The following is a 26,606-nucleotide window of genomic DNA, read 5'->3' on the forward strand; positions in this document are numbered from 1 at the left end:
ATTACATGGGGGAGGTTTTTTCAATGCAATACTATTCATTCCTCGTCTTTGTGATTTTCCTTCATATCACGAAAGTGTATAACTTCATCGAGAGCAGACTCAGCCCGTTCGATTTCGCCATAGTCGTTGGTATGGGAGTTTTTTGGCTATTACTTAAATGTTGTGAATACTTATCGGGCGTATTGGAAAAGGTATGTATCAAATTCAAAATGAAAGTATGGCAATTGTATGTGGTCACTTTAATTTTGTATTTCTTATTTTAGAGCCTTAGCCATTCGCTTTACCCTCTCGACCTGTTATAGAGGAGGTATCGAAGTGAAAAAGATACGAATAGTCATCGCTATTTTCATAATATCTATTGCAGGATGGTTTATTCTAAAAACGATATACTCTCCAGAAAATGCAGTAAGGACCGTTATAGACAATATAGCAAATGGCACACAAAACCACGTGCAAATGGAACAAGAGCAAATTGAATTAATTCGCTCCTATTTTGAATTTGCCGCTAAGAATAATCTAAAATCACCCGAGATTTCAGTTAGACAAGTAGAAGGAACCGGAGATCATATACAGCTAATCGCAGAGTTTCTCATGATAGATTACGATGAAAATAATAGAATTCGAAAAGTATATGCAGGAAATCTCCTTTTCACCTTACAGAAATCCTCGTTTTATAACTGGGACGTAATAAGCGTCGAGGAAAAAATGAAACTTAGTCTTTAGGTGGAAAGTGCTTGTAATAGTATTCACCCGTTTCTGTTCAGGGGACGGGTTTTTCCATATTCAGTATTTTTTCGCCTATGTAACGTGAACCAAACTCCGCGTTCTCGTGAATATACAGTAGAGCAAAAACGAAGGGAGGGAACGTGCTGTGGATGAGTGGGAGTTGATTGCCAAATGCCAAGAGGGCGAGCCTGAAGCTTTTGAACAATTGGTCAAGCCTTATCTGGCGATGGCATACCGGACAGCGTATTTGATCATCCATGACAAGCATCTGGCCCAGGACGCCGTTCAGGAAGGACTCATCGAAGCGTATCAGCACATAGACCGACTCGATAAAAAACGGGGAGTGGCCTTTCGCAATTGGCTATACCGGATCATTACGTTTCGGGCTCTGAATCTGGTACGCAAGCAAAAGCCTGTAGTGGAATATGAGGAGATGATCCCGGAAGAAGCGATGACGCCGCTGGATAACGTGATCCAGCAAGAGGAGCAGCGGCAAATATGGCGGGCGGTTCGCAGCATGAAGGCGGAGCATCGCGCGGTTATTATTCTTTACTATTACGAGGGCTTCAGCGTGTCGGAGATCGCCAAAATTACGGGTTCCTTTGAGGGCACGGTCAAATCGCGCATGCATAAGGCCAGGAAGCTGATTGCGCAGCAATTGGAAAAGGAATGCATTCCATCTGATTTTTTGCGGGAAGGGGCAATGACTCATGACTAACGAGGAGCGGCAGATCCAAGAGACGCTTAGGAAAGTAGCGGGAGCTGTCGAGACACCGAGTTTTCAAATGCCAAGCCAGAATAACGCATTGCAGGTGAGAGGGCGTCCGTTTTACCGAAGCAAAAGATGGGCTTCCATCGGCATCGCTTCCGCTGTCGTACTCGGGCTGCTCGGAACCATGCAAGTGTCCCCAACATTTGCGGCTTATGTCAAATCGATCTTTGCTCAAGACGGATCCGATGAAGGAGTGCAACAGGCGGCGAGACAAGGCTTCTCCGAAACATCGAATCTTTCTGTTACGGATCAGGGGATTACCTTGGAGGTAAAGGAAATCATTGCTGATCCGGTGCAGGTCATGGTTGCTTTAATGATTAAGCAGTCGGATGGCAAGCCGTTGCTCCCTACATATCCGTCAGCGACAAACGCAGAATCCAATGCCGTTGAATTGCTGGATGCCAATGGGGAGGTCATGACTGACAAGTGGGGAACTAACTTTGAAGAAAATGTGGGATTCGTCCGGTTTATCCTCGGGGAAAAAGAACAAGAGCCCCTTCCGAAGACGTTGTCGATACATTTTGATGAAATCGGTGATAGAAAAGGACACTGGAAGCTGCAAGTTCCGATCACGATGGCAAAAACAACAGCTGCAACAACTGTGCTGCCTGTCAATCAAACGCAAGTGACGAAGCATGGATTGAAGATGACCTTGCACCAGATCGTCAACACGCCAACGGCTACTCGAATTGAGCTGGAAACACAATGGACAGAGGCGACCAAAAAACAACTGGAACAAGAAGCAAAAAAGCTAACCGGAAAGACCACGAACCCCGATTATGCTCCATTTCTTCCGTATCAGCAATATAGGCTGGGATATTACTACGAGGGAGCAGATGGCAGCAAGGGGAAGGAAAGAATCATATATAATTCTTATTCCATTGATCGCTATGGGCATTTCCGTTGGATCAATGACACCGATCCGTTGCCAAAAGGCAAAGCAGCGACACTCGTCATAAATAGCCTCCATAAGGCGATCCCGTACGATATGAGTGTCACCTTCCATCCGGATGAATTGAACAAGAAGCCAGTGATCAAACAAGTGGGAGAAGATATCTTTACGTTGAAAAGCATCAAGCTGGCAAAAGATGATGATTCGGAAAAACAGCAAATGGAAATGGAGATCGATGTACTTTCCAAAGATATTACGAGAATTTATTTGCCTTGGTGGGTACTTCAAGGTGGGCAGGGGACAACCTACCGGGCTAAAATGGGTCATCAATCCAAGGGACCCGTTGATCAGTCAGGACGCGAGCGAGCAACGTACAAAATTCGGCTGGAGGACAGCAGAGATTGGGAAGGAGGAGAAATAACCAAGCTCCCGGAGAAGCTCACCCTACGACTGGATGCTGTTCAGAAAAAATATCCGCTAGAGTGGAGAATTCCAGTTACCAATCAATAAAGAAGAAAACCGCCCCGTACAAAGGGCGGTTTTTCATGTTTATTTCGCGACCAACTGCGGCTCTTTCTGCCCAAGTCGGATTGTGGCTTCGCTCGGAATCCACATGCCTGTGTTCTCGTCACGTCCTTGCAGGACTACCGTTGGGTTGGCCTTACCCATCTGTTCGGCACCCTTGGTAATTTGCTGCCCAATTTTGCCGCCCTTGACGCGGTTCACGACGAGAGCGAGCTGCACGCTGTCCAGCTCTGTCATCATCTCGAAATCACCGTTGCTATCGCCCGCGATGAAGATAGGACCATGACCATACTTTTTCACCAATACATCCTGGATCACTTCCGTCTTGCCGTGGGCTACCGTGATCGGGTAGTCAGGCTGGTACACACTCGTGATCCGTCCGTTTTCTGTTTTCAGACGCATGCCGATGATGTTCTCCGATGGGAGATTGTAGCCATATTTCGGGAGAGTGGCGAAGACACGAACGACATCCTCCAAGGAGGCACTCACGACATACACGTCGATGCCATTAGCACGCAGCGTGTTCATCAGGTTTGCGACTTCGGAAGTGAGGCGCAGACCCGTTGTATGGGATGCTTTCACCACGCCTGCTTTGCCTGCCAACGATTTCGGGCTCGTCCAGCTTACTTTTTCAATCGCCATGCCTAGGCTGTGATCATTGGATGCTTCCGCCAATTTTTGCACTTCTTCCACTGTCATGTTCGTGAAGAGGTAGAGGATCCACGGATAGCCAATCGAGGTGCTGTGCGTATCGTTGATAGCTTCATACAAGAAAAACAGTTTGGCTTTGAAATCTGCGAATTGCTCTGTTGCTGTTACTTCCTCCAGCGACTTCGTTCCTTTAAGACCTTGATAATTTTGATATAAGTACGTGTAGTCGACTACGAGATCAGTCGCGATGGCATCGAGTGTGACAGGCTTGCCGTCGACATTTTTATACGAGTCGGAAAACGGTCCTTCTGGTACATTCGTGCGGATGACCTTCCCGAATTCTTCTGGTGTGAGCTTGTAAGCCAAATGGTTGATCTGGTAAACAAACAGCGCTTCCTCTGTGTCATGCATGATGCTCGTATTGTCCCAGTCAAAAATGGCATACGGCTTCTTTTTGGCATTGTAGGAGGCACTCTTGATGCCGTTTTTCTCAATCAATTCATGGACGGCTTGATAAGTCGCAGGTGCCCATTTCCCCTTGTCGAGCATCTGCACGTTGGTGTCTTTGGCCAAAGCTGGCATCTGCATCGCGAGTAGAGCGACGATCATCAGCATGGTCAGCCACCACGTTTTGGGTTGTGCTTTTCTGTGTGACATGGTTGTCATCCCCTTTTCTTTTTCTCGATCCCCCAAATGAAAACGTTATCATTTTTTCAAAAGAAAAAGGCCTTCCCCGCGCCTATTAATAAAGCGCGGGTAGAAGACCTCATTGTCTTAAGCGTTTTCATTTGTATTCTAATCATACTAAATTTAACAGCAAAAGCAAGAAGATTCCGATAAACATAATAAGGGCAGGACTAACGATCCAATCTAGCGAAGACAGAAGAGTTTGCAAGAAAAAAGTGGATATAATCTAAACCATAAGATAGATGAGAAGGATGATGCGGCATGACATTGATAGAATCCAGCAAAGGCATTTTGATGAATTGCTTGGCATTACAGGCGAATGAGACATTTTTGGTGGTGGCCGACGAGCGGAAGCGGGACATCGGGGAGGCGCTCTGGGAAGCTGGTAAACAGCTCGGAGCAGAAGCGATGCTGATGGTCATGAAGGAGCGGGAAAAGTCCGGTCAAGAGCCTCCTGCGGCTGTTGCAGCGGCGATGAAGAGCGCAGATGTGGTGGTATGTGTGACCCAGCACTCTTTGACGCATACAAAAGCACGAAAAGAAGCAGCAGCAAATGGTACGAGACTGGCTACCATGCCAGCTATTACGGAAGACATGTTCCTTGCGGGAGCGATTTCCGCTGACTATACACAAGTAAAGGCACTCACCGAGCGCGTGACCGAGATGCTGACCCGAGCAAGTACCGTGCGAATCGAAAAAGCGGGCAAGTCACTGACGTTTTCCATCGCAGATCGCAATGGGGTGCCGAGTACGGGTATGTACGTCAATCCTGGTGAATCGGGCAACTTACCTTCCGGGGAAGCGTATATTGCCCCACTGGAAGGGACAGCAGAGGGACAAATCCTCGTCGATGGCTCCATCGCGGGTATCGGAAAAATTGATTCGCCCCTGCTGCTGACGGTCCAAAATGGTCGGATCATAGAGGCAGAAGGAACAGCGGGTGAACGCCTTCTGCAAATGCTTGGGGACCAAGACGGGCGGATGCTGGGTGAATTCGGAATTGGAACGAATGATAAGGCGCGTATCACGGGAGTTGTGTTAGAGGATGAGAAGGTATACGGAACGATTCACGTAGCCTTTGGTAGCAACAATACGTTTGGCGGGACGATTGTCGCGGGGGTACATATTGATCTGGTTGTCAAAGAGCCGGATGTGTATTTGGACGACAAATGTATCATGAAGAGCGGAAAACTATTGGCAACATAGGACAGACTAGATGGATAGGAAGGATGAATCCCAATAGTAAATGTTGTAATATGGGAGAAATCCTAGAGGTGGATGTGGTGTGATGGCAATGTCTGAAAAAATATTTGCGATTATAACAATAGGTAACCTGATTTTGGCTGCCGTTCTTATTTTCATGGAGAGGCGAAACATTGCGGCAACCTGGGCCTGGTTGATGGTTTTGCTGTTTTTGCCGGGCATCGGGTTTATCGTTTACCTGATTTTTGGACATAAGCTAAGCAAGAAAAAGCTGTATCGGCTCAAGGAAGGGGAATTTTCTCATTTTCGGGCTGCGGTCGATAGACAAAAGCAGTTGCTTGCCCATGGTGAACTACAGGTGAACGACCCTGAGATGGAGAGACACCGCGACATGATTTTCATGAACGTGGTAAGTGATGGAGCGTATTATACGCAGGATAATACCATTCAGGTTTTTAAGGAAGGCCATAGTTTGTTCAACCTCATGTTCAAACAGATGGAGGAAGCACGCGAGCATATACATTTGCTCTACTATATTTTGAATGACGATGATTTAGGGAAACAGCTCATTCAACTGTTGACGAAGAAGGCAAAGGAGGGCGTCGAGGTTCGATTGCTCTATGATGCGGTAGGTTCTTCTGGTGTCTCATCCCGGTTTCTGCGCCCACTGGTAGAAGCAGGGGGGGAAGTCGCCTCCTTTTTCCCGGCGAAGATTCCGTTCCTGAATTTTCGGGTCAACTTCAGGAATCATCGCAAGCTGACGATTATCGATGGCAAGATTGGCTATATCGGAGGCTTCAACATCGGGGATGAATACTTGGGCAAGGATAAGAAGCTGGGGTATTGGCGTGACACCCATCTGCTGATAGAGGGAAGAGCGGTGTACATGCTGCAAGCACGCTTTTTCCTGGACTGGAATTTGTCTGCACCGAAAAGAATGCATGAGTCACTCGTGTATTTTCCAGAAATCCATGAGGCCGAGGGCACGATTGGCGTTCAGATTGTATCGAGCGGACCAAACTCGGAAAAAGAGCAAATTAAGCATGCTTTTTTGAAGATGATTTACAAGGCACGGAAGAAGATTTACTTGCAGACGCCGTATTTCGTTCCCGATGAAAGTATGCTGACCGCACTAAAAATGGCGGCAATGTCTGGGGTAGATGTGCGGGTCATGGTCCCAGGAAAACCTGATAATTTGATGGTGTTCTGGGCGACGCATTCTTATCTTGGTGATTTGTTAAAGAGCGGTGTGCGCTGTTTCCTCTACGAAAAAGGCTTTATGCACGCCAAAACAATCGTGGTTGATACCCAGTTGTCGTCTGTGGGAACGGCCAATGTCGATATTCGCAGCTTCAAGCTGAATTTCGAGACGAATGCGTTTATGTACGATTCGAAAATGGCAGAGGAGCTGGAGGAACTGTTTGTCTCCGATCTGGCTGATTGCCGGGAAATGACATTGGGAGAATATGTGAACCGACCGCTGCGTTTGCGCTTGCTGGAATCGTTGACGAGGTTGTTGTCTCCACTTTTATAATAGCGGGACTGAAAAGCAAAAGAGGACCTGTTAGCCTATGTGAACAAACACGGGCTGGCAGGTCCTTTACTATTTACGCTTTATGCGGTACCGTGCGTGACACCCATCTCCGTCAAGTATTGACGGTAAGCGATGCTCGCACGATCGCATTTTAAGGACAGCTCTATTTGCAGATCGAGCGGCAGGTCCTCAGGCTTTTGATTTTCCACGATCGGTTTATCTTGTGCAAAGATGAGGTTTTGGAAGCTAATGATTTCCTCATCGGAAAGGTTCGTCTCATAATTAAAAGAAAGTACACCATAAGCTACGCTTCGCTCTTCATCCAGCGGCATCACAGTAAGCAAAATAGACATCAGATTGCCGTTTTCTGCATCGCGTTTCGTGAATTTTACCGTGAGTGGACGGAGGATTTCGTAGGTGTAATAGACGTGTTTCGCTTGACCAGTCCCGTCCGGGTCAGGCTGAAAAATCTTGATCTCATCCGTGCGAATAACACCGTTCTCGTCGCGGTGAACGCGGTAATCCCCGATTTCCATATGTGTTTCGACACCCAAATAACCCTCATGAACGACAGCCAGATGGCCTACATCCAAAAAGTTCTCTACGATGCGTGGAGGCTTGGCCGTTACTGTCTGTGGCCCCCAAATGACATTTCGAAAACGATGATCCTCAAATTCCGGCAGGGCAAAAAACTCAGGAGATTGGTTAGCGAGATTCACCCACACGAATCCATAGCGCTCTGCACAGCCATATATAACAGCGCGCGCCTTGCCTGGAATGGCTTGATCGGCAGGCAGCTGAGGGATTTTTACACAGGCTCCGGATGCTTCATATTCCCATCCGTGGTACGGACAGACCAGCTTTCCTTCTCGGACACAGCCCAGAGACAGGGCAGCGCCTCTGTGAATACAGAGGTCTTTAAACGCATGGATTCCTTCTTCGTTGCGGAAGAGGACGACCCGCTCGCCCATAATGGTGACCTGGATCGGGCGGTCTTGCACATCCACCGAACGACAGGCGACGATCCACTCATTACGCAGCACGGTATCTTGCACGATCATTGATGAGACACTCCTTTGTCGATACTTCGGTTATTCACCCATTGTAGCGGGAGATCAGAAGGGAAGTCAACAGAAAACACGAACATTATTAAACACTACCACCTATTTATTACGTGAATAGTTGCCTAAAAACGGATTTATCCGTTATAATCCCACTTATATCGTTCGTAATTAGCTAAATTACCACTAGGGAGGCCTTTTGAAAGTGGAACAACATCGAGAAAGCAATCAGCTTGTTGTGGGCGTCGATGACAAAATCAGTGTGGGCAAGGCGTTTTTACTTGGTTTGCAGCATGTGTTAGCTATGGACTTGTACATTGCTCCTATTATTATTGCTGGGCTGCTGACCATGGACGCTTCAAGCACTTCTTTCTTTATTCAAATGTGTTTTCTCGCGACGGGTATCGGGACGTTGATCCAGACTGGATTTGGATTGCGTTTGCCTGTCGTGCAAGGCCCTTCCTATGTACCCATCGGTGCGCTGGCTGCGATCGGCAGTAAGCTGGGGATGGGTGCGATGATTGGCAGCATGATTCCCGGAGCGCTGTTTGTAGCCTTGATGGGTTATCCATTGAAGTGGTTTGCCAAAGCGGTTCGCAAATTCATTCCACCGCTAGTCGGCGGGACGGTAATCATCATCGTGGGCATTGCCTTGATGCCTACAGGGATGGGAAACATTTATCACTCCCCGGGAAATATTTGGACAAACATTTTAATTGCCGTCGTTTCTGCTGGTGTGCTTGTCATCTGTATGCTGCTTGGCACAAGAGCAAAGGTTGCGGGTGCGTTTTTTCGACTTGTATCTGTCCTGATTGCGATTTTCGTCGGAACGGTAACGGCTGCTTTTTTTGGAACGGTAGATTTTAGTCCGGTTGGACAAGCACCGTGGCTGTCCATGCCGAAGCTATTTCCGTATGGAGCTCCTGTATTTGATCTCAGTGCTGTTTTGACGATGCTTTTTGTTTATTTGATTATCATGATTGAAACAACAGGGACTTGGTTCGTCGTCTCTACAGTAACGAACAGTGATTTGACCGAGGAGCGACTGAATCGCGGTGCTGTCGGTGAAGGCTTGGGGTGCTTTGTTGGGGCATTGTTCGGAGGTACACCAACGACTGGCTATTCCTCCAATGCTGGGTTGATCGCGGTGACAGGAGTAGGAAGCCGGATGGCGATTATGGCTGGAGGATTGATCTTGATTGCCCTTGGGTTGGTGCCGAAGCTGTCGGCGGCGATTACCTGTATACCGGAGCCAGTCATCAACGGAATTTTTGGGATCGTGTGTGTAGCGATTGTGGCAAATGGGATCAAAGTCATTCAGAACATAACGATTGATGATCGCACGATGATGGTCATTGGTCTGCCGATCCTGCTGACAATGGCGGTAACGGTCCTGCCGAAGGACGCACTCGCAGGAGTACCAGATTTCGTGAACTACATTTTATCGTCAGGTATTACAGTAGGGGCCTTGGCAACGGTGCTTTTGAATCTGCTCATTCCAGAGGGAAAAAAGAACCGAGCGAAGGTTCCACAACAACAGCCTGTTAGCAACTAATAAACAAACAGCCCGGCACACTAAGCTGACGGGCTGTTTGTTCTCATAATCGTCGGATGTATCGATAAGCCAATAAAGCTGGTGAGAAGAAAAAGCACAGAGCTCGTAGACCTTGACAACGCCTACCCAGTCGGAACTTCAAAAAGGGGACCCGCTTGTCGAACACTTCTTCCTTGAGAAACTTCCGCCCGTAGGGTGGCTTTGGCTCGACGGTCCCCTTTTTGAAATGGAGACGAGCAGTCAATCACCCATGCTAGCGTGTCAGAGTCGAAGAGAACTGTGCTTTTTCTTCTCCACCACTATGTTGACCCAAACCAGAATGCCCTTCACAGATCTTCTTATTATTTCTTCGTTCCAGTCAAATCCTGCACAGCCTCATCCAGCTGCTTTTCAATCAAAATGGGCTCGTAGCCAAGCCATCTATCCACATCGACTACGTAAACATGATTGTTTTTGACAGCGGGCAAGTTCTTCCACAGACTGCTTTGCTCGATTTCTTTTAGATATTGGGTGGCATCTTCCCCTGGGAACAGCATCAGGAAAATATGGTCGGCCGTATATTCTGGCAAAAGCTCCATCGACAGGTCATTTGACCAAAACAGCGGGTCTTTTTCAATCTCGGTCTTGATGAGTGCAGGTGGCGTCAACTGTAGATCGTTGTACAAAACATGCCCCATATTACGAGCGCCGTACATTTTGATTGTTTTCGCACGGACGTTCATAGCTGCGACGGTCTCGTTTTTTCCGATCTTGGCTTGTACGAGCTTGCGAGCTTCTTCCACCTTTGCTTTGTACTTTTCTTCCCAAGCCTTTCCTTCTTTCTCCATACCTAGTGCTTCCGCTACCTTCTGTACATGACCAAAGACATCGTGTTGATCAAAATCGATGGCAACAACGGGAGCGATTTTTGTCAGCTTCTCATATACTTGTTGTTCGTCATCGGAGCCTGTCAAGATCAAGTCAGGCTGCAATTCAAGGATTTTCTCCAGATTGTAAGCATCATAATCTCCCACGACTTCGATGCCACTGACCAACGGAGCCATGTCGGCACCTTCCATATGTCCCTTCAATGCTCCGATTGGCTTCATACCTAGAGCAAGCATAGAGCCTACATATTGCAGGGCTACGACACGTTTTGGCTTCAAGGGAATGGTGGATTCGCCTTTCGCGTGCTTCAATACGCGTGTTTCGCTACCTTTGTTCTCTTGTGCAGGTGCCGATGGATTAGGGCTGGCTGTCTGACCGCATGCAGTGAGCAAGAGCAAGGAAAGAATCATGAATCCGGGAAGCCAAGCCTGTATGCGTAATCGTTTCATTCGTATATCCTCCAAGGTTGAAAATGATTCTCAATAACAAGGATCATCTTACCCTGAACCCGCTCTTATTATCCATGGAGAATATTCCGTTTTTCTTTGGACAATGTGGCGGTGGTTGATTGAGTCAATATATGGACAGCCTCTTCCAGTTGAACGTCGAGGGAGAGGGGGTCGTACGAAAACCAGATCGGGTTGAGGACGGCTACCTGGCCTTTTTGCACAGCCGGAATCTGTTGCCAGACATCCTGTTCCATCAGCTTTTTGAAATGTGACCGTGAGAGATCATCATCGAAAATGTGGACAAACAGCCAATCGGCGGCGCACTGACTCAATTGAGCCTCGTTGATTTGGGTCGCCCAGAAATTTGGGTTCCGTTGCAGCTCCTCTTGAATCATTTTGGGCGGCGTCAGCTTCAAAGATTTGTACAGCACATGTCCGATATTTCTGGCGCCGTATGCCAATAGGTTCGTTGGACGCACATTGAGGATCAAGAATGTTTCGTTCTTCTGAATATGAGCGTCGATGCATTGCTTCGCCTTTACAACCTTCTGTTCATGTTGCTTGAGCCACGAGTGTGCCCGATCCTTCATATCAAACATATCGGCCAACATGTTCAAATGACCGAATACATCTTGCGCAAGCCAGGGAAGTGCAAAGGTAGGGGCAATTTTGGAGAAAGCAGCGTAATCTCTTGTAGATTCCGTCAAAATAAACGTCGGTTGCAATGGTTTGATCAAGTCCGGTGTGTTCTCAGGCAGGCTAACGATTTCATCTGCTTCTTTCACGCGTAATTGCTCACGTAAATATAAGACTTGCTCTTCCGGAGCGCCAATCGGTCTGATTCCGAGAGCCAATAAATACTCAGCATAGTGGAAGGTGATGGGAGCCAATTGCTTCTGGTTCATGCGGACAAAGACAGTGGGCGATACCCCAATCTGTTGCTTGAAACGTCTGCTGAAGTAAAACTCATCCGCATATCCGACGAGGCGTGCCACCTCACGCAAGCGTTTATTCGATTCTCGCAGAAGTGTCTTCGCATGCTCCATCCGACAGCTTGTCAAATAATCAATCGGGCTTTTTCCTACCTTTTTCTTGAAGAGCTCGGCGTAATACCGAGGGGTCAGGCCAGCTCGATTCGCCAAGTCATCCAAGGAGATGGACTCCGCATAATTCGCATGGATGTAGGAAATCGTCTGATCGATGACTGTGGACGTCTCTACAGCAGCTTGTCGCTCTGCATGCCTCCATATCAGATGCAGCAATTGCTGAAAGCGAATCTGATTTTGAAACACTTCCAATGGCTCACTGGCGTGCTGGTGGGCGTACAAAGTGAGGGCAAGCTCCGTGCAGTTGTCGATCTGGCTGAAGACATTTTGTTTTTGGTCAAGCTGCCAGGAACGATTCGGGATATAGGCATTGGTGAGCGGATCTTGTTGTTGCAGTACGTCAAAACAGAACACAAGGAAGCGGAGTGGATCTTCTGTATCAGCCCGTACTTGTCTGGAAGATTCTCGTGGAATGATGAGAACACTTCCCTCTGGCATGTTGTTGGCTTGATCCGATTCGTCCAGCATGCGACCTGTTCCTTTTGTCACGATGAGTATGGCATGAGTAGATTCCCCTGAAAATAGCCATTCTTCTGCTTGGGACAAGGTGATCTGCTGTATGTCTTTTAGAAGAAACAAAGAAGTTGGCGGTAGAGACGTACTTGTATGTGCAGCACGATTGTCGCGCATGATGACCTCACATTTCCATTAAGATACCAATTCGAAGGACTCGGTTACGACGATGCTTCCCTTGACAGATTGGACCATCGGGCAATTTTTGCTCGCGGCTTCAATAGCTTTTTGCACTTTTTCTTCTTTCATATTTTCACCCGTAATGATGAAGTGGAGGTGAATTTTTTCAACCCGATTTGCCTCTGCCTCATTTCGCTGAACATCTGCTGTTACTTTCATATCCGTGCACGGCATTCTCATCTTGTCCAATACTTTTCGCAAAACACCGCCACTGCAAACAGCGATGGAAGAGACCAAGAGCTGGTAGGGGCGAAAGCCATACTGTTCATCACCTGATACGTGCAGCTCACCGTAGGACAGTTGAGTGACAAAGCCATTTTCTTTCGCTTGAAATTCCATGCGTAACCCTCCCCTGAAATGGTTTTTCTTCATTATAAGGAAAAAGGCTCCCGCGCGACAGTAATCTATCGGTACAGGAACCTTTTCCCGTTTGCTATTCCTTCAATGCTTTCCCATTTTGCAAGAGAGACTGGATGCAACGAGGAAGCATGTCTTTTAACGTTTCGAATGCATAGTCGATGTCCAGACGCTCTGTCCACTGATGGGCGTCACGTCCGACTGGACCGAGGTTCATGACAGGTACATCAAAAGCTTCGAGCTCCTGAAGCGGAATGGAGTAGCCGTTGTCCCATAAAGGCATGTTCGCTACCAATGGCTTCATGGATGCCGCCGGATATTGGAGTCCGACGTAGCTTAAGTCAGAGATACCGCCAAAGTAGTTTTGTTTGACCAAATTGACCTGGTGATGATCTCTCGCGTATGCTTTCATCTCTTCCATCGTTTGCTGGATCAGAGGCTGATTGCGCGAGCTAACTGCCGGGTAAAACGGTGGTGCGAAGAACAAGATCATCATCGGCGACAGTTCTTTGCACAGAATCGCTAATTGATCCACCAGCTCGATCGTGGTGTCGCGATCGTCCTTGTCGCCGCGATTGGTGATCACATCTGCTTCCAGCTGGCGAAGCTTTTCTTCCCCGTACGTTTTCTTCGCATAGGCATACAGTTCTTCGTAAGTCATGACGGAAATGGACAGATCCCGCGGGCTAAAAGGCGCAAAGTTGGCAAACTGGCTCGCGTGCTTGAGGTAATTTTGCTTCATGCGCTCTGCGACATTTTTTGCCGATTCCAGCAGCGGCTCTACGACATCCTCCATTTGCTTTTCCAGCAGGAACAGGTTGAACAGCGTCACAGCACGATGCGGAATTTGCACAGAGTACTCTTTTTTCAGATCCTTTTGAATCAGGTTCGTTGGCGGAGGAGATGCTTCTCCCTCGACGACCTCGCAGAAGGATGTGTTCAGCTCGAGCTCACATGTAATTTGAGAGGCCATGTAATTGCCGTTTAACCCAGCAAAAGGCTCACCGACATGTGTTTCTTTGCCGTAGCAGAGGAAGCCTGGCAGCACTTTTCCGATAGAGCCTGTGTACAAGTACGTATTCGTATCCCCTGGATAGCGGGTAAACATCGGCTCGGAGTTGAGCACGGTCGTGTAGCTCAGGTCGAACTCTTCGGCGATTTTCAGCAGTGCTGGGACTGCTGCACGCATCCCGACAGAATTTACCTCTTCGTCAGGGACGGTCAGAAGCAAAATGTTGCCGTCGAACTCTCCAGCAATCGCTTGCTCAATCATCGACATGTGCAGTGTTAGTCCGCATTTCATATCCATGGTGCCACGGCCAAACAGCCAGTTGCCGGTACGAATATCCTGTTGAACGTCTGCTGGCATATCCGCTTGGTTTTGTTGGAAGAGAGGAGTGAGGGTCTTCGGATCAAAAGCATGCTTCATCCAGGCGCCGTAATCCTCGACATCGACCACATCAAAATGGCTGACGAGAATAACGGTGTCTCGTACACCTTCTTTTTTAACCAGAGCAGTGACAAAATGGCGCCCGTCCCCGGTCGGATTCGCACGCACATGATCGGGATTGGCTTGATAATAAGGCAGGGTGCGCAGCTGATCGACGACGTAGCCAGGCAAGTCCTTCTCGGCAGATGATCCTGTAATGCTTGGGATGCTTACCAAATTGCACAAGAGATCAACGAGTTGCTCTTTTGATTGCCATTTTTGCATAAAAAACGCCTCCGTTTTCCGTATAGTGAAAACTGTTTCCGGTTAGTGGGCAAAAAAATTAAGGTAAGGCACCGATCTTGTGGGAAATTTCTTTGGCACTTTGTTGGGTTTGTTCAATGAGTGAGGACAAGAGTTGCTCGTTGATCCGATAGCTCGGAACGCCGATACTCAAAGCGCCCACGACCTTTTGGTTGACGCCGAAGATAGGAGCGGCAATGGATGCGGTGCCCTCGGTTTTCTCACCGTAGCTGACTGCATAGCCGCTTTGTCTGATTTCTGGCAGCCGTTCTAACAGCTCACGGCGTTTTTCTGCATCCGGGATTAAATCGGTCACGATTTGCTCTGCTTCGGTCGGATTCATGCTGGCGAGAATCGTTTTATTTGCCGCACCGATATGTAGCGGAATACGCTCGCCCAGATTATCCATGCTTCTGACAGACATGGGACCTTCCACTCGTTCGAGTACGATGGCATGAGAGCCCTGTGGAATGTTCAGATAGACAGTTTCTCTTACATCTGCTGCCAATCGCTCCATGACAGTTCGGGCGACAGCGCGCATATCCATCTTGTCCAGGATGCGCAGCCCGATTTCCATCCACGTATAGCCGACCTTGTACTGCTTGTTCTCAGGAACCTGGAGGATGAGTCCATGCTTGATGAGGCTGCTTATTAAACGGTGTACCGTACTCAGTGGTAGGTTCGTTTGTTCAGCAATTTCCGAGATGGACCAATGCTGCTTGTTTGGATCTGATACCAGGACGGAGATGATGCTCATTGCCCGGTCAATCGATTGTACCAACGTGGGTTACCTCCTGGCTTTGTTGCATAGTGACTGCTCGTTGAATGTCACGCCAGCTTAATATGACCTCAATCTATCAGAATTTTTCAGCCGAATCAATATAATTCAGACTAGATAAAAATTCGTTGACAAAAAATTTGAAACTATTTTACATTAAGAGTGTAATTTTGTATTGCAGAAGTGATTCCACAATGCGGAATATTTCTGAGTGATTGCTCAGAGGAAAATGAATGCAACATGGTGGCGATGAACAAGCAAAAGCAGCAGATGAGGAAGCGTTTACATGCTCGTTTCTCCGTCGCCCACTGTTAGACAAAAGCAAGATTCGAAAACAGAAGGGAGATCTATCATCATGAAATTTTCACGTGCGATTGTAAGAAAACCGGGAAAGAGTTATGTAAATGGTTTGACGACTTCTGATTTGGGTTCACCTGATTTTGAACTTGCTCTCAAACAGCATGCCGCTTATGTAGAAGCGCTGAAACAGACAGGTCTGGATGTAACCGTTCTGGAAGCGGACGAGCGTTTCCCGGATTCTACGTTTGTGGAAGATACAGCTGTCCTCACGGAAAAGTGCGCCGTCATCACCAATCCTGGTGCAGAAAGCCGCAATGGTGAAATTGAGGATATGAAATTGGTGCTTCCTCGTTTTTATGACACGATTGAATATATTCAGGCCCCTGGCTTCCTCGATGGTGGAGACGTGATGCAGGTAGATAACCATTTCTATGTCGGTCTGTCGACACGCACCAATGAAGAAGGAGCCATCCAGTTCCGCGAGATTCTCTCCAAATACGGGTATGAAGTCACCATTGTTCCGTTGAAAGAGTTTTTCCACCTGAAAACAGGAATCGCCTACCTTGGCAATGACTTGCTGGTTCTGGCTGGGGAATTCATCGATTCTGAAGTATTTAGCCAATACAAGCATCTGATCGTGGAAAAAGAAGTCGAGTATTCTGCGAACTGCATCCATATCAACGACTACGTCATTATTCCAAAAGGCTTTGATAGCACGAAAAAGCAAATCACTGACGCTGGCTACAATGTGATTGAGCTGGATATGTCTGAATTCCGCAAACAAGACGGAGGATTGAGCTGCCTGTCCCTGCGTTTCTAGTGCAGGCAGTTCTCTCTTCTTTTATAGACCTCTGATATACCTCTTAAAAAGCTGGTGAAAGAGAGGAATCATATGAACACTGGGAATGAAAGAGATACACAGCTAGAACGCTCCATGAAAAGTCGCCACCTGTTTATGCTGTCGTTAGGTGGTGTGATCGGGACAGGGCTCTTCCTCAACGCTGGCTTCACGATCAATCAGGCTGGACCAGGCGGAGCGCTTGTCGCCTATATCATCGGCGGGATTTTGCTGTATCTGGTCATGACGTGCCTAGGTGAGCTTTCTGTAAAGATGCCAGTAACAGGCTCTTTCCAAGCCTACGCCAGCAAGTATATTGGTCCGGCGAGCGGGTTTACACTGGGATGGATGTATTGGCTAGGGTCAGCTACAACGGCAGGGGTAGAGTTTACTGCCGCGGGCATGGTCATGCAACGGTGGTTCCCGGATACACCGATCTGGATTTGGTGCGCGCTCTTTATCGTTTTGCTCTTTACCTTCAATGCGCTGACGACAAAAGGTTTTGCAGAAACCGAGTACTGGTTTGCCGGAATTAAAGTATTAGCCGTTCTTATTTTTATTATTGTCGGACTAGGGGCTATATTCGGTATTGTCAGTATGGAAGGAAGGCCCGCCCCGTTTCTCTCCAACTTCTCGGCAGATGGGGGACTATTCCCGTTTGGCATTGCGATCGTCTTTGTGACGATGATGAACGTTGTATTCTCTTATCAAGGCTCTGAACTGATCGGAATTGCAGCCGGGGAAGCAGAAAACCCGCAAAAGACCATTCCGCGGGCGATTCGCAACGTTGTGTTTCGTATTCTCGTGTTCTATGTGGCGTCGGTCACGATCTTGTCCGCCCTCTTTCCCTCAAGTGAGCTGGGACTCTTGGAAAGTCCGTTTGTGACGGTATTTGATGCAGTGGGGATTCCATTTGCAGCGGATATCATGAACTTCGTCATCTTGACGGCTCTGTTGTCTGTCGGCAACTCATGCTTGTACGCAGCCACTCGCTTGTTGTGGTCCCTTTCCCATAGCAATATGGCTCATCCTGCTTTTGGAAAATTGACCAAGCGTAAAGTGCCCTTGAACGCGCTCTTGGCGACGCTGGCGTTCTCGCTTCTATCTCTGTTAACCAGCGTGGTTGCAGCGGATACGGTATACGTGCTGCTCATGGCTGTATCCGGTATTGCGGTTACCTTCACGTGGATGGGGATTGCTCTCTCTCAATTCAATTTCCGCCGTCAATACTTGCGTGAGGGTGGAAAAATAGAAGATTTACAGTTCGTAGCACCGTTTTACCCGGTGATGCCGCTCCTGTGTCTGGCTCTTTGCACATTCATTCTTATCTTTCCGGCGTTTGACCCGACACAGCGAATTGGACTCTTCTATGGAATTGGTGCACTCGTGCTGTTCTATACCTTCTATTATGTGCGCTATGGACGCAAAAAGGCGCATAAACCGAATCTCCCAACGCAAGGCTAAGCCTTCCTGCTCAATAGAAATGCCCCTGCCATGATGATATGGTAGGGGCATTTTTGTGGCGTAAGGATGGTCTTCAGGAGATGCCGAACAGCTCGGCTAAATACGGGTTCACGAACAAGCCGTCAGGGTCGAGCTCAGAGCGAATGGCGAGGAAATCGGGCAGGCGCGGATAAACCTGATGAAGCTGCTCGGCGGTCATGCTGTGCATTTTCCCCCAGTGTGGACGTCCGCCATATCGAGCGAAAATCTCCTCCATCCGGGCAAAATACGCTTCGTAAGGCATGCCCTTGTACATGTGGACGGCAATGAAGGCACTATCCCTTTCGTAAGCAGGACTGAGCCAGATGTCGTCCTTTTTGACGTACCGGCATTCCAGCGGAAAATGAACAGCAAAGCGTTCCTGCTCAATCGCCTGACACAGCTCCCGTATGGCATCGCCCATATGCTCAGCGGGTATGCAGTATTCCATTTCGTAAAAACGCACAAGGCGAGGGGTGGCAAAAAGCTGATGGCTGTAGCCGCTCTCATGGACAGAGGGAACGCTTTGGGCGGACAGCTTGCTGACGCTTTTGGTGAGAGAAGGGCGCAATCGGCAGCTCTCGGACAAGAGCCAAAACAGCCCATTTTCTACGACCATTTTTTTCAAATAGCTCCATCGTTGATTGCCGCTAGGGGGATCGCTGGTCTCGTCCATGAATTTCACCTGAACGGTGTCCGAATACGGGAAGATAAAGAATTCGAAATGCCGATGCTCGGTTTTAAACGTCTCCAGAGAGGACAGGCACTCATCGAGGGGCATGCGACGGCTTTGGTAGCGCAGGCGATAGGCTGGGAGGACACGCAGCTTGACGCGTACGATGATGCCCAAGAGACCGAGAGAGACTTGCATGGCTTTGAACAGCTCCGGCCGAGATGGCTCGGATACTTCTAAAACCTCCCCGGCTGCGGTCACGACTGTCAGCCCGACGACTTGCGTGGAGATGCTACCAAAATGAATGCCTGTGCCATGTGTTCCGGTGCTGACGGCCCCTGCAATGGACTGGGCGTTAATGTCTCCGAGGTTTTCTTGGGAGTAGCCCGCTTGATGCAGGAGGTATCCGAGTGTCTTGAGCTTGGTGCCTGCCCAGACTTCAACGGTATCAGAGGCAGGGTCTACACTGACGATTCCTTGGAGATGATCCAAGGATAGCAAGCAGTCTTCTGTCTGGACGAGCCGAGTGAAGGAATGACCGGAGCCGACGACTCGAATCCGTGTACCTGCCTTCTTGCAAGCAAGGACAAGCTGCACGACTTCATCCACGGACCCTGGCATCGCGACTTGCTTTGGCTGGCTTTGTACATTTCCTGTCCAATTGGTCCAGTGATTCGCGTGCTTCTTTACAGTGAGCATAATCCATCCCCCCGATAGGTGGTCACTTCCTCGATGATTTTCCCGCCAGAGATGCAATACAGCCGGGTAAAACGTTCGCAGAGCTCTCCTGCTTTGGCATGGCGAAAAAAGATCGGGTCTCCCAGCTCCAGCGTTTCCATGCCTTGGTAGTGAATCGGTGTCTGTACTTCACCTGCTCCTTCGTTGGGGAACAGCTTTGCTCCCGCTGGCAAGTATGGCTTGGGGAGTCTGTCACGTCCAGCAGAGCCAGAGGCGATGTAGCCTCCGCCGGCACATGTGTAGATATGCTCTGTGGGCTTGCGGATAATCTCCAGAGCAAATCCGGCAGCAGGATGAAACCGGAAATCTTGAAAGTAGTCAAAGAGCCCAGGCGAAAAAAATCCGGAGCCTGCTGTAACCTCTGTAACGGCGTCTTCTTTCCCGGTCAAGTGCAAGCTGCCCGTTCCTCCACCGTTTACGAAGCGGGGAGAAATACCTAGCTCGTGAATGGCATGCACCAGTGTGGCACGACGAGCAGCCACTTCTTTCACGGAATATTGCTTGAGGAGACGAATGACGCTGTTTTTCAGGAATTGACGAGGGTATCGATCACCCACGCCAGCAATTTGAGCTTCGTACCCCATGACGCCATCTAGGTAGAGATGATCGGAGGAAGTAACGCGCTTGGCAAGGGAGAGGGACGCCTCGAGAGAGCGAAGTGGTGAGCGCCAGACGCCGAAATGCAGTCCCAACACATCAGACGACATGTCGATATCGAGACAGACAGGCAGTCTGGTTCCTGTTTCCCGGGCGATTTGTTCGAGCTGTTCGACATGAGGGAGAGAGTCGATCATCAAAGTAATGGAGCGTCCATTCTTAATCTCAGAGGCGAGTGCCAAAAGCCAGCTTTTTTCCCAGAGAGGATAGCCGAGTAGCAGGTCATCGAAGCCTGCCTCGCACAGGTGAAGCACCTCAGGAGCGGAATAGCACATGAGACCACGAAAGCAATCGTCCAACTGCAATACATGTTTGAGAATGGCAACGCTTCGAATCGACTTGCTCGCGATTCGAACGGGTTTTCCATTGCTTTGCAAACTAATTTGCTCCGCATTTTCCTCCAGCAGATCTAGGTCGACGAAAGCGAACGGCTTGGGAACACCGGCAAAGGCAGACTGATAATAGCGATAATCCCGCATGTACAGGCCTCATCCTTTTTTGAATTCGAATTTGAATGAAAGAAAGAACTGTAAATATTTCATAAAATTCTATCTATTCTATTCGTTTGTGTTTGATTCCTTCCTGACAAAAGAGAGGCATGAACAGAAATAACGAATGTTCGTTTTTAAATGTTCGGATTTTGTTGTATTTACGAATTGTAAAGGCATGTTTACGATAAAAATAACTTTAAAAGACGAATAAATAGGTTGTTTTTGGTTGACTTGATTCACCTTATAAGCTACGATACATATTGTTGTGAAGAACAACGCAGGTTTGACGAATGAAATAGTGATTTGTATTCGTATATCCTCAGAAATATGGTTTGAGGGTCTCTACAGGGAACCGTAAATTCCCGGCTACGAATAGGGCAGGTTTGGTATACCCTATTCGTCGGCCGGGAATTTTTTGCATTTTTTCGGGGAGGGAACGAAATGAATAAGTATGATGTGATCGTTGTAGGAGCAGGACCAGCAGGGATTTTTACATGCTACGAGGTAATGCGAAAAGCACCGAATGCCAAGGTGCTGTTGATTGATAAAGGGCATGACATCTATAGCAGACGCTGTCCGATCTTGGAGGAAAAGATTAAGCTCTGCCCGCCGCCAGCAGGAAAAAAAGATTTTGCAGGCTGTTTGCCGGCCTGTTCGATTACCAGTGGTTTTGGTGGAGCAGGCGCCTATAGCGATGGTAAATTTAACATCACCACCGAATTTGGCGGTTGGATGACAGACTATCTCAGCCCTTCCACTGTACTTGGGCTGATCAAATACGTAGATGAAATCAATTTGGAGCATGGGGCTACCCAATCGATTACGGACCCGACCACAGAGACGATCAAGAGCATCGAGCAGCGCGGGTATGCAGCAGGACTCAAGCTGTTGCGAGCGCAGGTGCGTCACTTGGGAACGGAGCAAAACCTGGAGATTCTCCAGTCGATCTTCGAGCATTTGAAGAAGCATGTCGACATGATGTTCAAGACAGAGGTCGAGGACATCATTACGGTGAAAGAAGCAGGGGGACATCAGGTAAAAGGTGTCGTCTTGAAAAACGGCCAAGAGTATGAAGCTGATTACGTGGTAATCGGACCAGGCCGCGATGGCTCCGCATGGTTGACCGATATCCTGAAAAAGCGCCGCCTGAAAATGTACAACAATCAAGTCGACGTAGGCGTACGTGTGGAGACGTCCGATGTCGTCATGCGCGAAATCAATGAGCACTTGTACGAAGGCAAATTCATTTTCAATACATCTGTCGGAACGCGTGTACGGACGTTCTGTAGCAATCCATCCGGTCACGTGGTCGTGGAAAACCACAGTGGAGTCATGGCGGCAAACGGGCACTCCTACAAAGACCCAGCGCTGGGATCGATGAATACGAACTTTGCGCTCTTGGTATCTCATACGTTTACAGAGCCGTTTGACAAGCCGAATGAGTACGCGAGAGAAATTTGCAAGCGAGCGAATGATCTGTCAAACGGTGGGGTCATCGTGCAAAAGTACGGCGATATTTTGCGCGGTCGCCGTTCTACAGAGGCGCGTATTAAGGAAGGCTTCCTGGAGCCTACTCTGAAGGAAGCGGTACCGGGTGACTTGGGACTCGTGTTGCCTTACAATACGATGAAAAGTCTGATCGAGATGGTGGAAGCTCTGGACAAGGTAACGCCGGGAATCGCTTCCGAGCATACATTGTTTTACGGAGTGGAAGCGAAATTCTACTCGGCACGTCCAAAACTGACTGAGGAATTCGAAACAGAAATCAAAGGATTGTTCTGTGGCGGGGATGGTGCCGGAATTACGCGTGGTCTGGCTCAGGCTGGAGCTGCTGGGGTCTGGATGGCTCGCAATATCGCGAAGCGCATGCAATAACGAATACGATCATAACAAATAGGCTTCTTGCTGGGCACGCTTGTGCTTGGTGGGGAGCCTTTTTCATGACAGAACAACATCAGGAAAGTAATGATCCCGATGTCACGAGGAACTAGGCAGAAGCGTATTGTATAGAAGGGCCAATAATCAAACCACGACCTTTTGTTGGCATGGAGGTATCTATGTTTTTTTGTGATGATGACGATACCGCTGTAATAGCACTTTGGATTATTTCGATTGGCTTTGTCATACTCGCCATTGATAAAACAACGAAATTAAGTCAAAAGCCTGCTTGCGGAAATGCGACTTCGGCGCAACCGCTGATCCAATCGAACAAGAAAGCCAATGGGAAGAATAAGAATGGCAATGACAATGACAATGACAAAGATGATGATAGGCAATTCAAACGAATTGAACAGCAAATGGCTCAATTACGAGACAGTATGCAAGATATAAAGAAGAATTTGCAGGAGAAGCCATCCAAAAACGGAGGGAAGAAGGATGATTGACAAAAATCTGGCGAATGAGCTGGCAGCGGTAGGCGGGTGGATCGCTGTTCTGGCTGCCTTCCTATCGGCTATAGGCACGACTGGACAGGTGGAACCGGATCAGGATACTTCTACAACGAACGTAGCAAATGACAAAGAATCAAATGAGTTGAAAAAACAAGTGCTGCAACAGAAAAAACAATTGCAAAAGCAACAGATACAGCTTGAATTGATTCAATTGGAACAAGAGCTCAACACCATCATCCATAGTACAAGGAAAAATGGCTAACAAAAAATGACTTCACCAAATTGCTTTTGGGCGAAGTCATTTTTTACTTACTACGATGTCTGCAAATTATCATTCATTTTCTTCAGTACGCGGTTAAAGATAGCGAGTTCTGCTTCGTCAAGGCCGCGGAGTGCCAGTTCCTCTTGCTCTTTGGCGGCCTCCAGCCATTCCGGGAACCGTTCGACTGCTTGTGGAGACAGGGACACATAGCGCTCACGCTTGTCATCACCCTCTGAGCGAATAATCCAGCCCATCTCTTCCAATCGGGTGAGTGTCCGGGTAATCGTCGGCGCTTCCACATTCAGGTAGTTACTCAATTGAACCTGGGTGAGCGATTCACGATAATGCAAGCAAAGGATAATCCCCCATTGCGAACTGTATAATCCCATGGGAGACATAGTCCCATTTAATGATTTGCTGAATATTCTTGCGGTTTGGCTAATTCGATGACCATAATATTGCATGAGTATATACCTCCAGGAAAGCTGGTCCGATATATCGTACACTTTATTGCTTAAGTAAATATGTACAATAACATACTAGCAGTTTCGGACATATAAGTAAACGTTTATTCGATGGCGAAATAATGGATTTTCTGACACAAATAAAATCAGGCGAGTGTCATGGAAGAAGACACTCACCTGGGTGGAAAATACGGTGGAGGATTAATCTGCGGACAAGATACTCAATGGTCCTTTTTCATTGATGAGCGGCTCCAGTTCATAGACCGAGATGGGGAACATGGGGAAACCGACGTAGTAAGGTGTAATTTCGTACAACTGAAAGTAGATGACCAGCGATTTGTCGGCGAGGTAATAATCTTGATCGGGTTTAATCGAAGTAAAGCCATTGAGTGTGGGGATGCTTCTTTCTTTGATTTGACGCTTGATGTTTTCGGAAAGCACCTTGACGTAATCGCTTCCTGGCTTGAATAATTCACGCAGCGTATACAGCTTGCCTGTTTGGATATCTGCGGTGATCGACCCGAGGAAGGTCATGCCGTGAGCCATTTGTGGTGTGTAGGCGTAGTTGCTCAGCACGACACTGAAAATGCCGCGTTCGTTTGTCTTGATTTCGTAGCTTCCTTGCATTTCTGTATTTCCCGGTACCTGGACCCGTTGTTGCTCGTGAATTAAGCCTTGAACCGTTTGATAAATCGCCCGGTTGATATCTTTTTCCGCTTGTTGGTTGGCTAGGCCTGCCAATTGTGGATAGTAAATCGTGGTGTTCGGACGGCTAATCGTCCGTGTCAGCACAGTAGCTGGCAATTGATTGAGTTCCACTTTTCTCCGTTTGCCTCCTGTACGTGAGAGTTGTGTAATAGCCTATTCGAAATTGTTTTTGGCTGTTCTTACTTTTTTCACAAATTTGGCAAAGGTTTGGCTATATAATGGGGAAAGAATCCGATACATAAGTAAAAAGGAAAAGGGGGGCAATTATGATTCAATTGATTCGCAATACCTTGACTGACAAAGAAGGCTTTATGATTTTCATCCTATGGAATCATTTGTGGATGGCAGGACTCATTGCCTACCAAGTGGATGTGAACTTCTGGAAAGTGACGTCCTTGGGATTGCTGGTCACTCTAATTGTTTCGCCGTATTATTTCATTCGCAAAGATAGTCATGTGATTCGTTATCTGGTTGCAATCGGACTTATGTTTTATGCTATTTCCTTCGATCACTTTACCGATTACCAGGAGGTTACCTTCCTCGCCTTTATCGTCATGGGCTTTTTGGCAGCCTATTTGGACTGGAAGCTGGTAGTTACAGCGGGAATCGCCCAAATCATCGTTACGATTGTCGGATTTTATACGGGAACCTACGAGATTTTCGAAGGTGATTTTTCGGAGCTCAATTTGCTTATGCGTATTGTCACGATTCTCATGATGATGGGAGCCGTCACGTATCTGTGTCTCGCCGGACAAGCCTCCTTGCGAAAAGCTGATGACGCAAGGCAGGAAGCGGAAGAGAAGGAGCGCCGTCTGGGAGAAATGCTTTTGAACATCCAGCAAATGACGGAGCAGCTGGATCGTACAAGCGATCATGTGCATGAGCATGCGGAAGGTACGAAGCGCAATACAGATGAAATGATGGTAGCCTTTAAGGAAGTCGCCACAGGTATGGAATCGCAGGCGAATTCTACGGTGAAAATCGAAGAAGAGGTTCAATCCATCGACCAGGAAATCGAGGAAGTCACAACACAGACCAACGCAATGAAATCGGAATCGCAACAAAACAACCGTCGTCTGACAGACAGCGTTCAGATGATGAACGAGCTGTCCTCGCAGATGGAGCAAATTGTGCAGGCAGTCAATGTAGCAGCCTCTACGATTCACCAGCTCAATCGACAGGCGAATCGCGTAGAAGAAATTGTTGGCGCTATTAATCAGATCGCGACACAAACGAATCTCTTGGCGCTGAATGCGGCGATTGAATCGGCGCGTGCAGGCGAGCATGGACGTGGATTTGCTGTTGTAGCGGATGAGGTACGCAAGCTGGCGGAACAAAGCGCGACAGCTACGCAGGAAATTACCGACATTCTGAAATCTCTCCATCAGGAAAGTGAGAATGCGGTGCAGCATATGAGCAATGGAGAAACGTCTGTTGCAAAAGGCCAAGAGCTGGCCGTGAAAACAGTGGCCTCCATTGAAGCAGTGCGTGCCGGGATGATGGCCTTCTTGGAAGCAGCTGATCAAGTAAGCTCCAGCATGGACCGGGTAAAAGTGCGTTCCGGAGAAGTTGCCATCGAGATGTCGACTATTACAGCCGTAACCGAGGAATCCGTAGCCAACTTAGAAGAGCTGTTTGCGACAGCAGAAAACCAGCATCAAAAAGTGCGTGAGATTACGGAAGAGCTGGGCGAGCTGAATACGTTGTCTCATCGTCTCCAGCAAACCTTTCACGTAAATTAGTTAAAGGTTGTTTAAAAAGTCGTATTTTGATCACGAAGTAGTTCTGAAAGCTGATTCGGCATCGAAATTGACGTTCACCTTCGAAGTCCGGTGCTCATGTAGGTCTCCTACACTCCGCTCCTCCTTCTTCAGGTTCTCGCCAATTTCTCGGTGCTGAAAAGACGACTTTTTAAACTTCAAATTCGATTCACTTTTAGAAGTGTTTGGAATTGAGAAAAAAGAATTGCATTTTTGAACCGTTCTGCTAGAATGAATTCCATTGTAACTAAATAT

General features: G+C 47.9%; 23 protein-coding genes and 1 riboswitch. Of the genes, 12 read left to right on the forward strand and 11 right to left on the reverse strand.

All coding sequences use genetic code 11. The features are described from left to right. Positions 1-315 precede the first annotated feature (315 nt). From HP399_RS02405 to HP399_RS02415, 3 genes are all read left to right on the forward strand, one after another. A complete protein-coding gene (locus HP399_RS02405) occupies positions 316-723 on the forward strand; it encodes a hypothetical protein (RefSeq protein WP_173619821.1) in 408 nt (135 codons plus the stop codon). Positions 724-871: 148 nt separating this feature from the next. Continuing rightward, a complete protein-coding gene (locus HP399_RS02410) occupies positions 872-1,444 on the forward strand; it encodes an RNA polymerase sigma factor (protein ID WP_173619820.1) in 573 nt (190 codons plus the stop codon). After that, positions 1,437-2,900, forward strand: a complete 1,464-nt coding sequence (locus HP399_RS02415; RefSeq protein ID WP_173619819.1) for a DUF4179 domain-containing protein — start codon at positions 1,437-1,439, stop codon at positions 2,898-2,900. Before HP399_RS02410 ends, HP399_RS02415 begins: the two co-directional genes overlap by 8 nt. Before the next feature lie 39 nt (positions 2,901-2,939). Here HP399_RS02415 and HP399_RS02420 read toward each other — a convergent pair whose 3' ends face one another. Further along, positions 2,940-4,223, reverse strand: coding sequence for a haloacid dehalogenase-like hydrolase (locus HP399_RS02420; RefSeq protein ID WP_173619818.1), 1,284 nt, complete (start codon positions 4,221-4,223; stop codon positions 2,940-2,942). Between the two features lie 291 nt (positions 4,224-4,514). Here HP399_RS02420 and HP399_RS02425 point away from each other — a divergent pair, with 291 nt between their 5' ends. Then, positions 4,515-5,459 carry an aminopeptidase gene (locus HP399_RS02425; RefSeq protein WP_173619817.1) on the forward strand — a complete coding sequence of 315 codons (945 nt, stop codon included), beginning with the start codon at positions 4,515-4,517 and terminating at the stop codon, positions 5,457-5,459. 82 nt (positions 5,460-5,541) lie between these two features. Next, a complete protein-coding gene (gene cls / locus HP399_RS02430; RefSeq protein WP_173619816.1) occupies positions 5,542-6,990 on the forward strand; it encodes a cardiolipin synthase in 1,449 nt (482 codons plus the stop codon). Between the two features lie 80 nt (positions 6,991-7,070). Here the strand turns inward: cls and HP399_RS02435 are convergent, their stop codons facing one another. Further along, positions 7,071-8,051 (reverse strand): aromatic ring-hydroxylating oxygenase subunit alpha, encoded by a 981-nt coding sequence (locus HP399_RS02435; protein WP_173619815.1) that lies wholly within the window; start codon positions 8,049-8,051, stop codon positions 7,071-7,073. A gap of 205 nt (positions 8,052-8,256) precedes the next feature. On the opposite strand from HP399_RS02435, the gene HP399_RS02440 reads away from it, so the two are divergent. Next, positions 8,257-9,606: a uracil-xanthine permease family protein gene (locus HP399_RS02440; protein WP_173619814.1), complete on the forward strand. Its 1,350-nt coding sequence runs from the start codon at positions 8,257-8,259 to the stop codon at positions 9,604-9,606. Positions 9,607-9,947: 341 nt separating this feature from the next. On the opposite strand, the gene HP399_RS02445 is transcribed toward HP399_RS02440, so the two are convergent. From HP399_RS02445 to HP399_RS02465, 5 genes are all read right to left on the reverse strand, one after another. Next, the gene (locus HP399_RS02445) at positions 9,948-10,922 is read right to left on the reverse strand and encodes an ABC transporter substrate-binding protein (RefSeq protein ID WP_173619813.1); all 975 of its coding nucleotides are present in this window, start codon (positions 10,920-10,922) and stop codon (positions 9,948-9,950) included. A gap of 68 nt (positions 10,923-10,990) precedes the next feature. Continuing rightward, complete coding sequence (locus HP399_RS02450; RefSeq protein ID WP_173619812.1) at positions 10,991-12,658, reverse strand: helix-turn-helix domain-containing protein; 1,668 nt, start codon at positions 12,656-12,658, stop codon at positions 10,991-10,993. Between the two features lie 18 nt (positions 12,659-12,676). Beyond that, positions 12,677-13,060 carry an OsmC family protein gene (locus HP399_RS02455; protein WP_007720051.1) on the reverse strand — a complete coding sequence of 128 codons (384 nt, stop codon included), beginning with the start codon at positions 13,058-13,060 and terminating at the stop codon, positions 12,677-12,679. A gap of 94 nt (positions 13,061-13,154) precedes the next feature. Then, positions 13,155-14,792, reverse strand: coding sequence for a M20/M25/M40 family metallo-hydrolase (locus HP399_RS02460; RefSeq protein WP_173619811.1), 1,638 nt, complete (start codon positions 14,790-14,792; stop codon positions 13,155-13,157). Positions 14,793-14,850: 58 nt separating this feature from the next. Further along, positions 14,851-15,591, reverse strand: coding sequence for an IclR family transcriptional regulator (locus HP399_RS02465; protein WP_173619810.1), 741 nt, complete (start codon positions 15,589-15,591; stop codon positions 14,851-14,853). A 352-nt stretch (positions 15,592-15,943) separates the two neighbouring features. On the opposite strand from HP399_RS02465, the gene HP399_RS02470 reads away from it, so the two are divergent. Beyond that, a complete protein-coding gene (locus tag HP399_RS02470; RefSeq protein WP_173619809.1) occupies positions 15,944-16,708 on the forward strand; it encodes a dimethylarginine dimethylaminohydrolase family protein in 765 nt (254 codons plus the stop codon). A 72-nt stretch (positions 16,709-16,780) separates the two neighbouring features. Next, on the forward strand, positions 16,781-18,190 hold the full coding sequence (locus tag HP399_RS02475; protein WP_173619808.1) for an amino acid permease: 1,410 nt from the start codon (positions 16,781-16,783) through the stop codon (positions 18,188-18,190). A gap of 73 nt (positions 18,191-18,263) precedes the next feature. Here the strand turns inward: HP399_RS02475 and HP399_RS02480 are convergent, their stop codons facing one another. Together HP399_RS02480 and HP399_RS02485 are read right to left on the reverse strand one after the other, a co-directional pair. Beyond that, a complete protein-coding gene (locus HP399_RS02480) occupies positions 18,264-19,580 on the reverse strand; it encodes a D-arabinono-1,4-lactone oxidase (RefSeq protein WP_173619807.1) in 1,317 nt (438 codons plus the stop codon). Then, positions 19,568-20,755: an amino acid deaminase/aldolase gene (locus HP399_RS02485; protein ID WP_173619806.1), complete on the reverse strand. Its 1,188-nt coding sequence runs from the start codon at positions 20,753-20,755 to the stop codon at positions 19,568-19,570. The genes HP399_RS02480 and HP399_RS02485 overlap by 13 nt, the downstream gene beginning before the upstream one ends. Positions 20,756-21,056: 301 nt before the next feature. Further along, positions 21,057-21,156: riboswitch (purine riboswitch) on the forward strand. A 52-nt stretch (positions 21,157-21,208) separates the two neighbouring features. Here HP399_RS02485 and HP399_RS02490 point away from each other — a divergent pair. From HP399_RS02490 to HP399_RS02500, 3 genes are all read left to right on the forward strand, one after another. Beyond that, positions 21,209-22,642, forward strand: coding sequence for an NAD(P)/FAD-dependent oxidoreductase (locus HP399_RS02490; RefSeq protein ID WP_173619805.1), 1,434 nt, complete (start codon positions 21,209-21,211; stop codon positions 22,640-22,642). Positions 22,643-22,824: 182 nt separating this feature from the next. Further along, the gene (locus HP399_RS02495; RefSeq protein WP_173619804.1) at positions 22,825-23,151 is read left to right on the forward strand and encodes a hypothetical protein; all 327 of its coding nucleotides are present in this window, start codon (positions 22,825-22,827) and stop codon (positions 23,149-23,151) included. Continuing rightward, complete coding sequence (locus tag HP399_RS02500; RefSeq protein WP_173619803.1) at positions 23,144-23,419, forward strand: hypothetical protein; 276 nt, start codon at positions 23,144-23,146, stop codon at positions 23,417-23,419. The genes HP399_RS02495 and HP399_RS02500 overlap by 8 nt, the downstream gene beginning before the upstream one ends. A gap of 50 nt (positions 23,420-23,469) precedes the next feature. On the opposite strand, the gene HP399_RS02505 is transcribed toward HP399_RS02500, so the two are convergent. Together HP399_RS02505 and HP399_RS02510 are read right to left on the reverse strand one after the other, a co-directional pair. Continuing rightward, the gene (locus HP399_RS02505) at positions 23,470-23,883 is read right to left on the reverse strand and encodes a MarR family winged helix-turn-helix transcriptional regulator (protein WP_173619802.1); all 414 of its coding nucleotides are present in this window, start codon (positions 23,881-23,883) and stop codon (positions 23,470-23,472) included. Between the two features lie 201 nt (positions 23,884-24,084). Beyond that, positions 24,085-24,702 (reverse strand): DUF3298 and DUF4163 domain-containing protein, encoded by a 618-nt coding sequence (locus tag HP399_RS02510; RefSeq protein WP_173619801.1) that lies wholly within the window; start codon positions 24,700-24,702, stop codon positions 24,085-24,087. Positions 24,703-24,857: 155 nt separating this feature from the next. Between HP399_RS02510 and HP399_RS02515 the strand changes: the two genes are divergently transcribed. After that, the gene (locus tag HP399_RS02515) at positions 24,858-26,333 is read left to right on the forward strand and encodes a methyl-accepting chemotaxis protein (protein WP_173619800.1); all 1,476 of its coding nucleotides are present in this window, start codon (positions 24,858-24,860) and stop codon (positions 26,331-26,333) included. The last annotated feature ends 273 nt before the right edge of the window (positions 26,334-26,606 follow it).

This window comes from Brevibacillus sp. DP1.3A (assembly GCF_013284245.2).
GTDB lineage: Bacteria > Bacillota > Bacilli > Brevibacillales > Brevibacillaceae > Brevibacillus.

Excerpts from the sequence above, each read along its gene's own strand:
- HP399_RS02415 (WP_173619819.1), top strand. The coding sequence starts at position 1,437 with ATGACTAACGAGGAGCGGCAGATCCAAGAGACGCTTAGGAAAGTAGCG.
- HP399_RS02420 (WP_173619818.1), bottom strand. The coding sequence starts at position 4,223 with ATGTCACACAGAAAAGCACAACCCAAAACGTGGTGGCTGACCATGCTG.
- HP399_RS02425 (WP_173619817.1), top strand. The coding sequence starts at position 4,515 with ATGACATTGATAGAATCCAGCAAAGGCATTTTGATGAATTGCTTGGCA.
- cls (WP_173619816.1), top strand. The coding sequence starts at position 5,542 with ATGGCAATGTCTGAAAAAATATTTGCGATTATAACAATAGGTAACCTG.
- HP399_RS02435 (WP_173619815.1), bottom strand. The coding sequence starts at position 8,051 with ATGATCGTGCAAGATACCGTGCTGCGTAATGAGTGGATCGTCGCCTGT.
- HP399_RS02445 (WP_173619813.1), bottom strand. The coding sequence starts at position 10,922 with ATGAAACGATTACGCATACAGGCTTGGCTTCCCGGATTCATGATTCTT.
- HP399_RS02450 (WP_173619812.1), bottom strand. The coding sequence starts at position 12,658 with ATGCGCGACAATCGTGCTGCACATACAAGTACGTCTCTACCGCCAACT.
- HP399_RS02455 (WP_007720051.1), bottom strand. The coding sequence starts at position 13,060 with ATGGAATTTCAAGCGAAAGAAAATGGCTTTGTCACTCAACTGTCCTAC.
- HP399_RS02460 (WP_173619811.1), bottom strand. The coding sequence starts at position 14,792 with ATGCAAAAATGGCAATCAAAAGAGCAACTCGTTGATCTCTTGTGCAAT.
- HP399_RS02470 (WP_173619809.1), top strand. The coding sequence starts at position 15,944 with ATGAAATTTTCACGTGCGATTGTAAGAAAACCGGGAAAGAGTTATGTA.
- HP399_RS02475 (WP_173619808.1), top strand. The coding sequence starts at position 16,781 with ATGAACACTGGGAATGAAAGAGATACACAGCTAGAACGCTCCATGAAA.
- HP399_RS02480 (WP_173619807.1), bottom strand. The coding sequence starts at position 19,580 with ATGCTCACTGTAAAGAAGCACGCGAATCACTGGACCAATTGGACAGGA.
- HP399_RS02485 (WP_173619806.1), bottom strand. The coding sequence starts at position 20,755 with ATGCGGGATTATCGCTATTATCAGTCTGCCTTTGCCGGTGTTCCCAAG.
- HP399_RS02490 (WP_173619805.1), top strand. The coding sequence starts at position 21,209 with ATGAATAAGTATGATGTGATCGTTGTAGGAGCAGGACCAGCAGGGATT.
- HP399_RS02495 (WP_173619804.1), top strand. The coding sequence starts at position 22,825 with ATGTTTTTTTGTGATGATGACGATACCGCTGTAATAGCACTTTGGATT.
- HP399_RS02500 (WP_173619803.1), top strand. The coding sequence starts at position 23,144 with ATGATTGACAAAAATCTGGCGAATGAGCTGGCAGCGGTAGGCGGGTGG.
- HP399_RS02505 (WP_173619802.1), bottom strand. The coding sequence starts at position 23,883 with ATGCAATATTATGGTCATCGAATTAGCCAAACCGCAAGAATATTCAGC.
- HP399_RS02515 (WP_173619800.1), top strand. The coding sequence starts at position 24,858 with ATGATTCAATTGATTCGCAATACCTTGACTGACAAAGAAGGCTTTATG.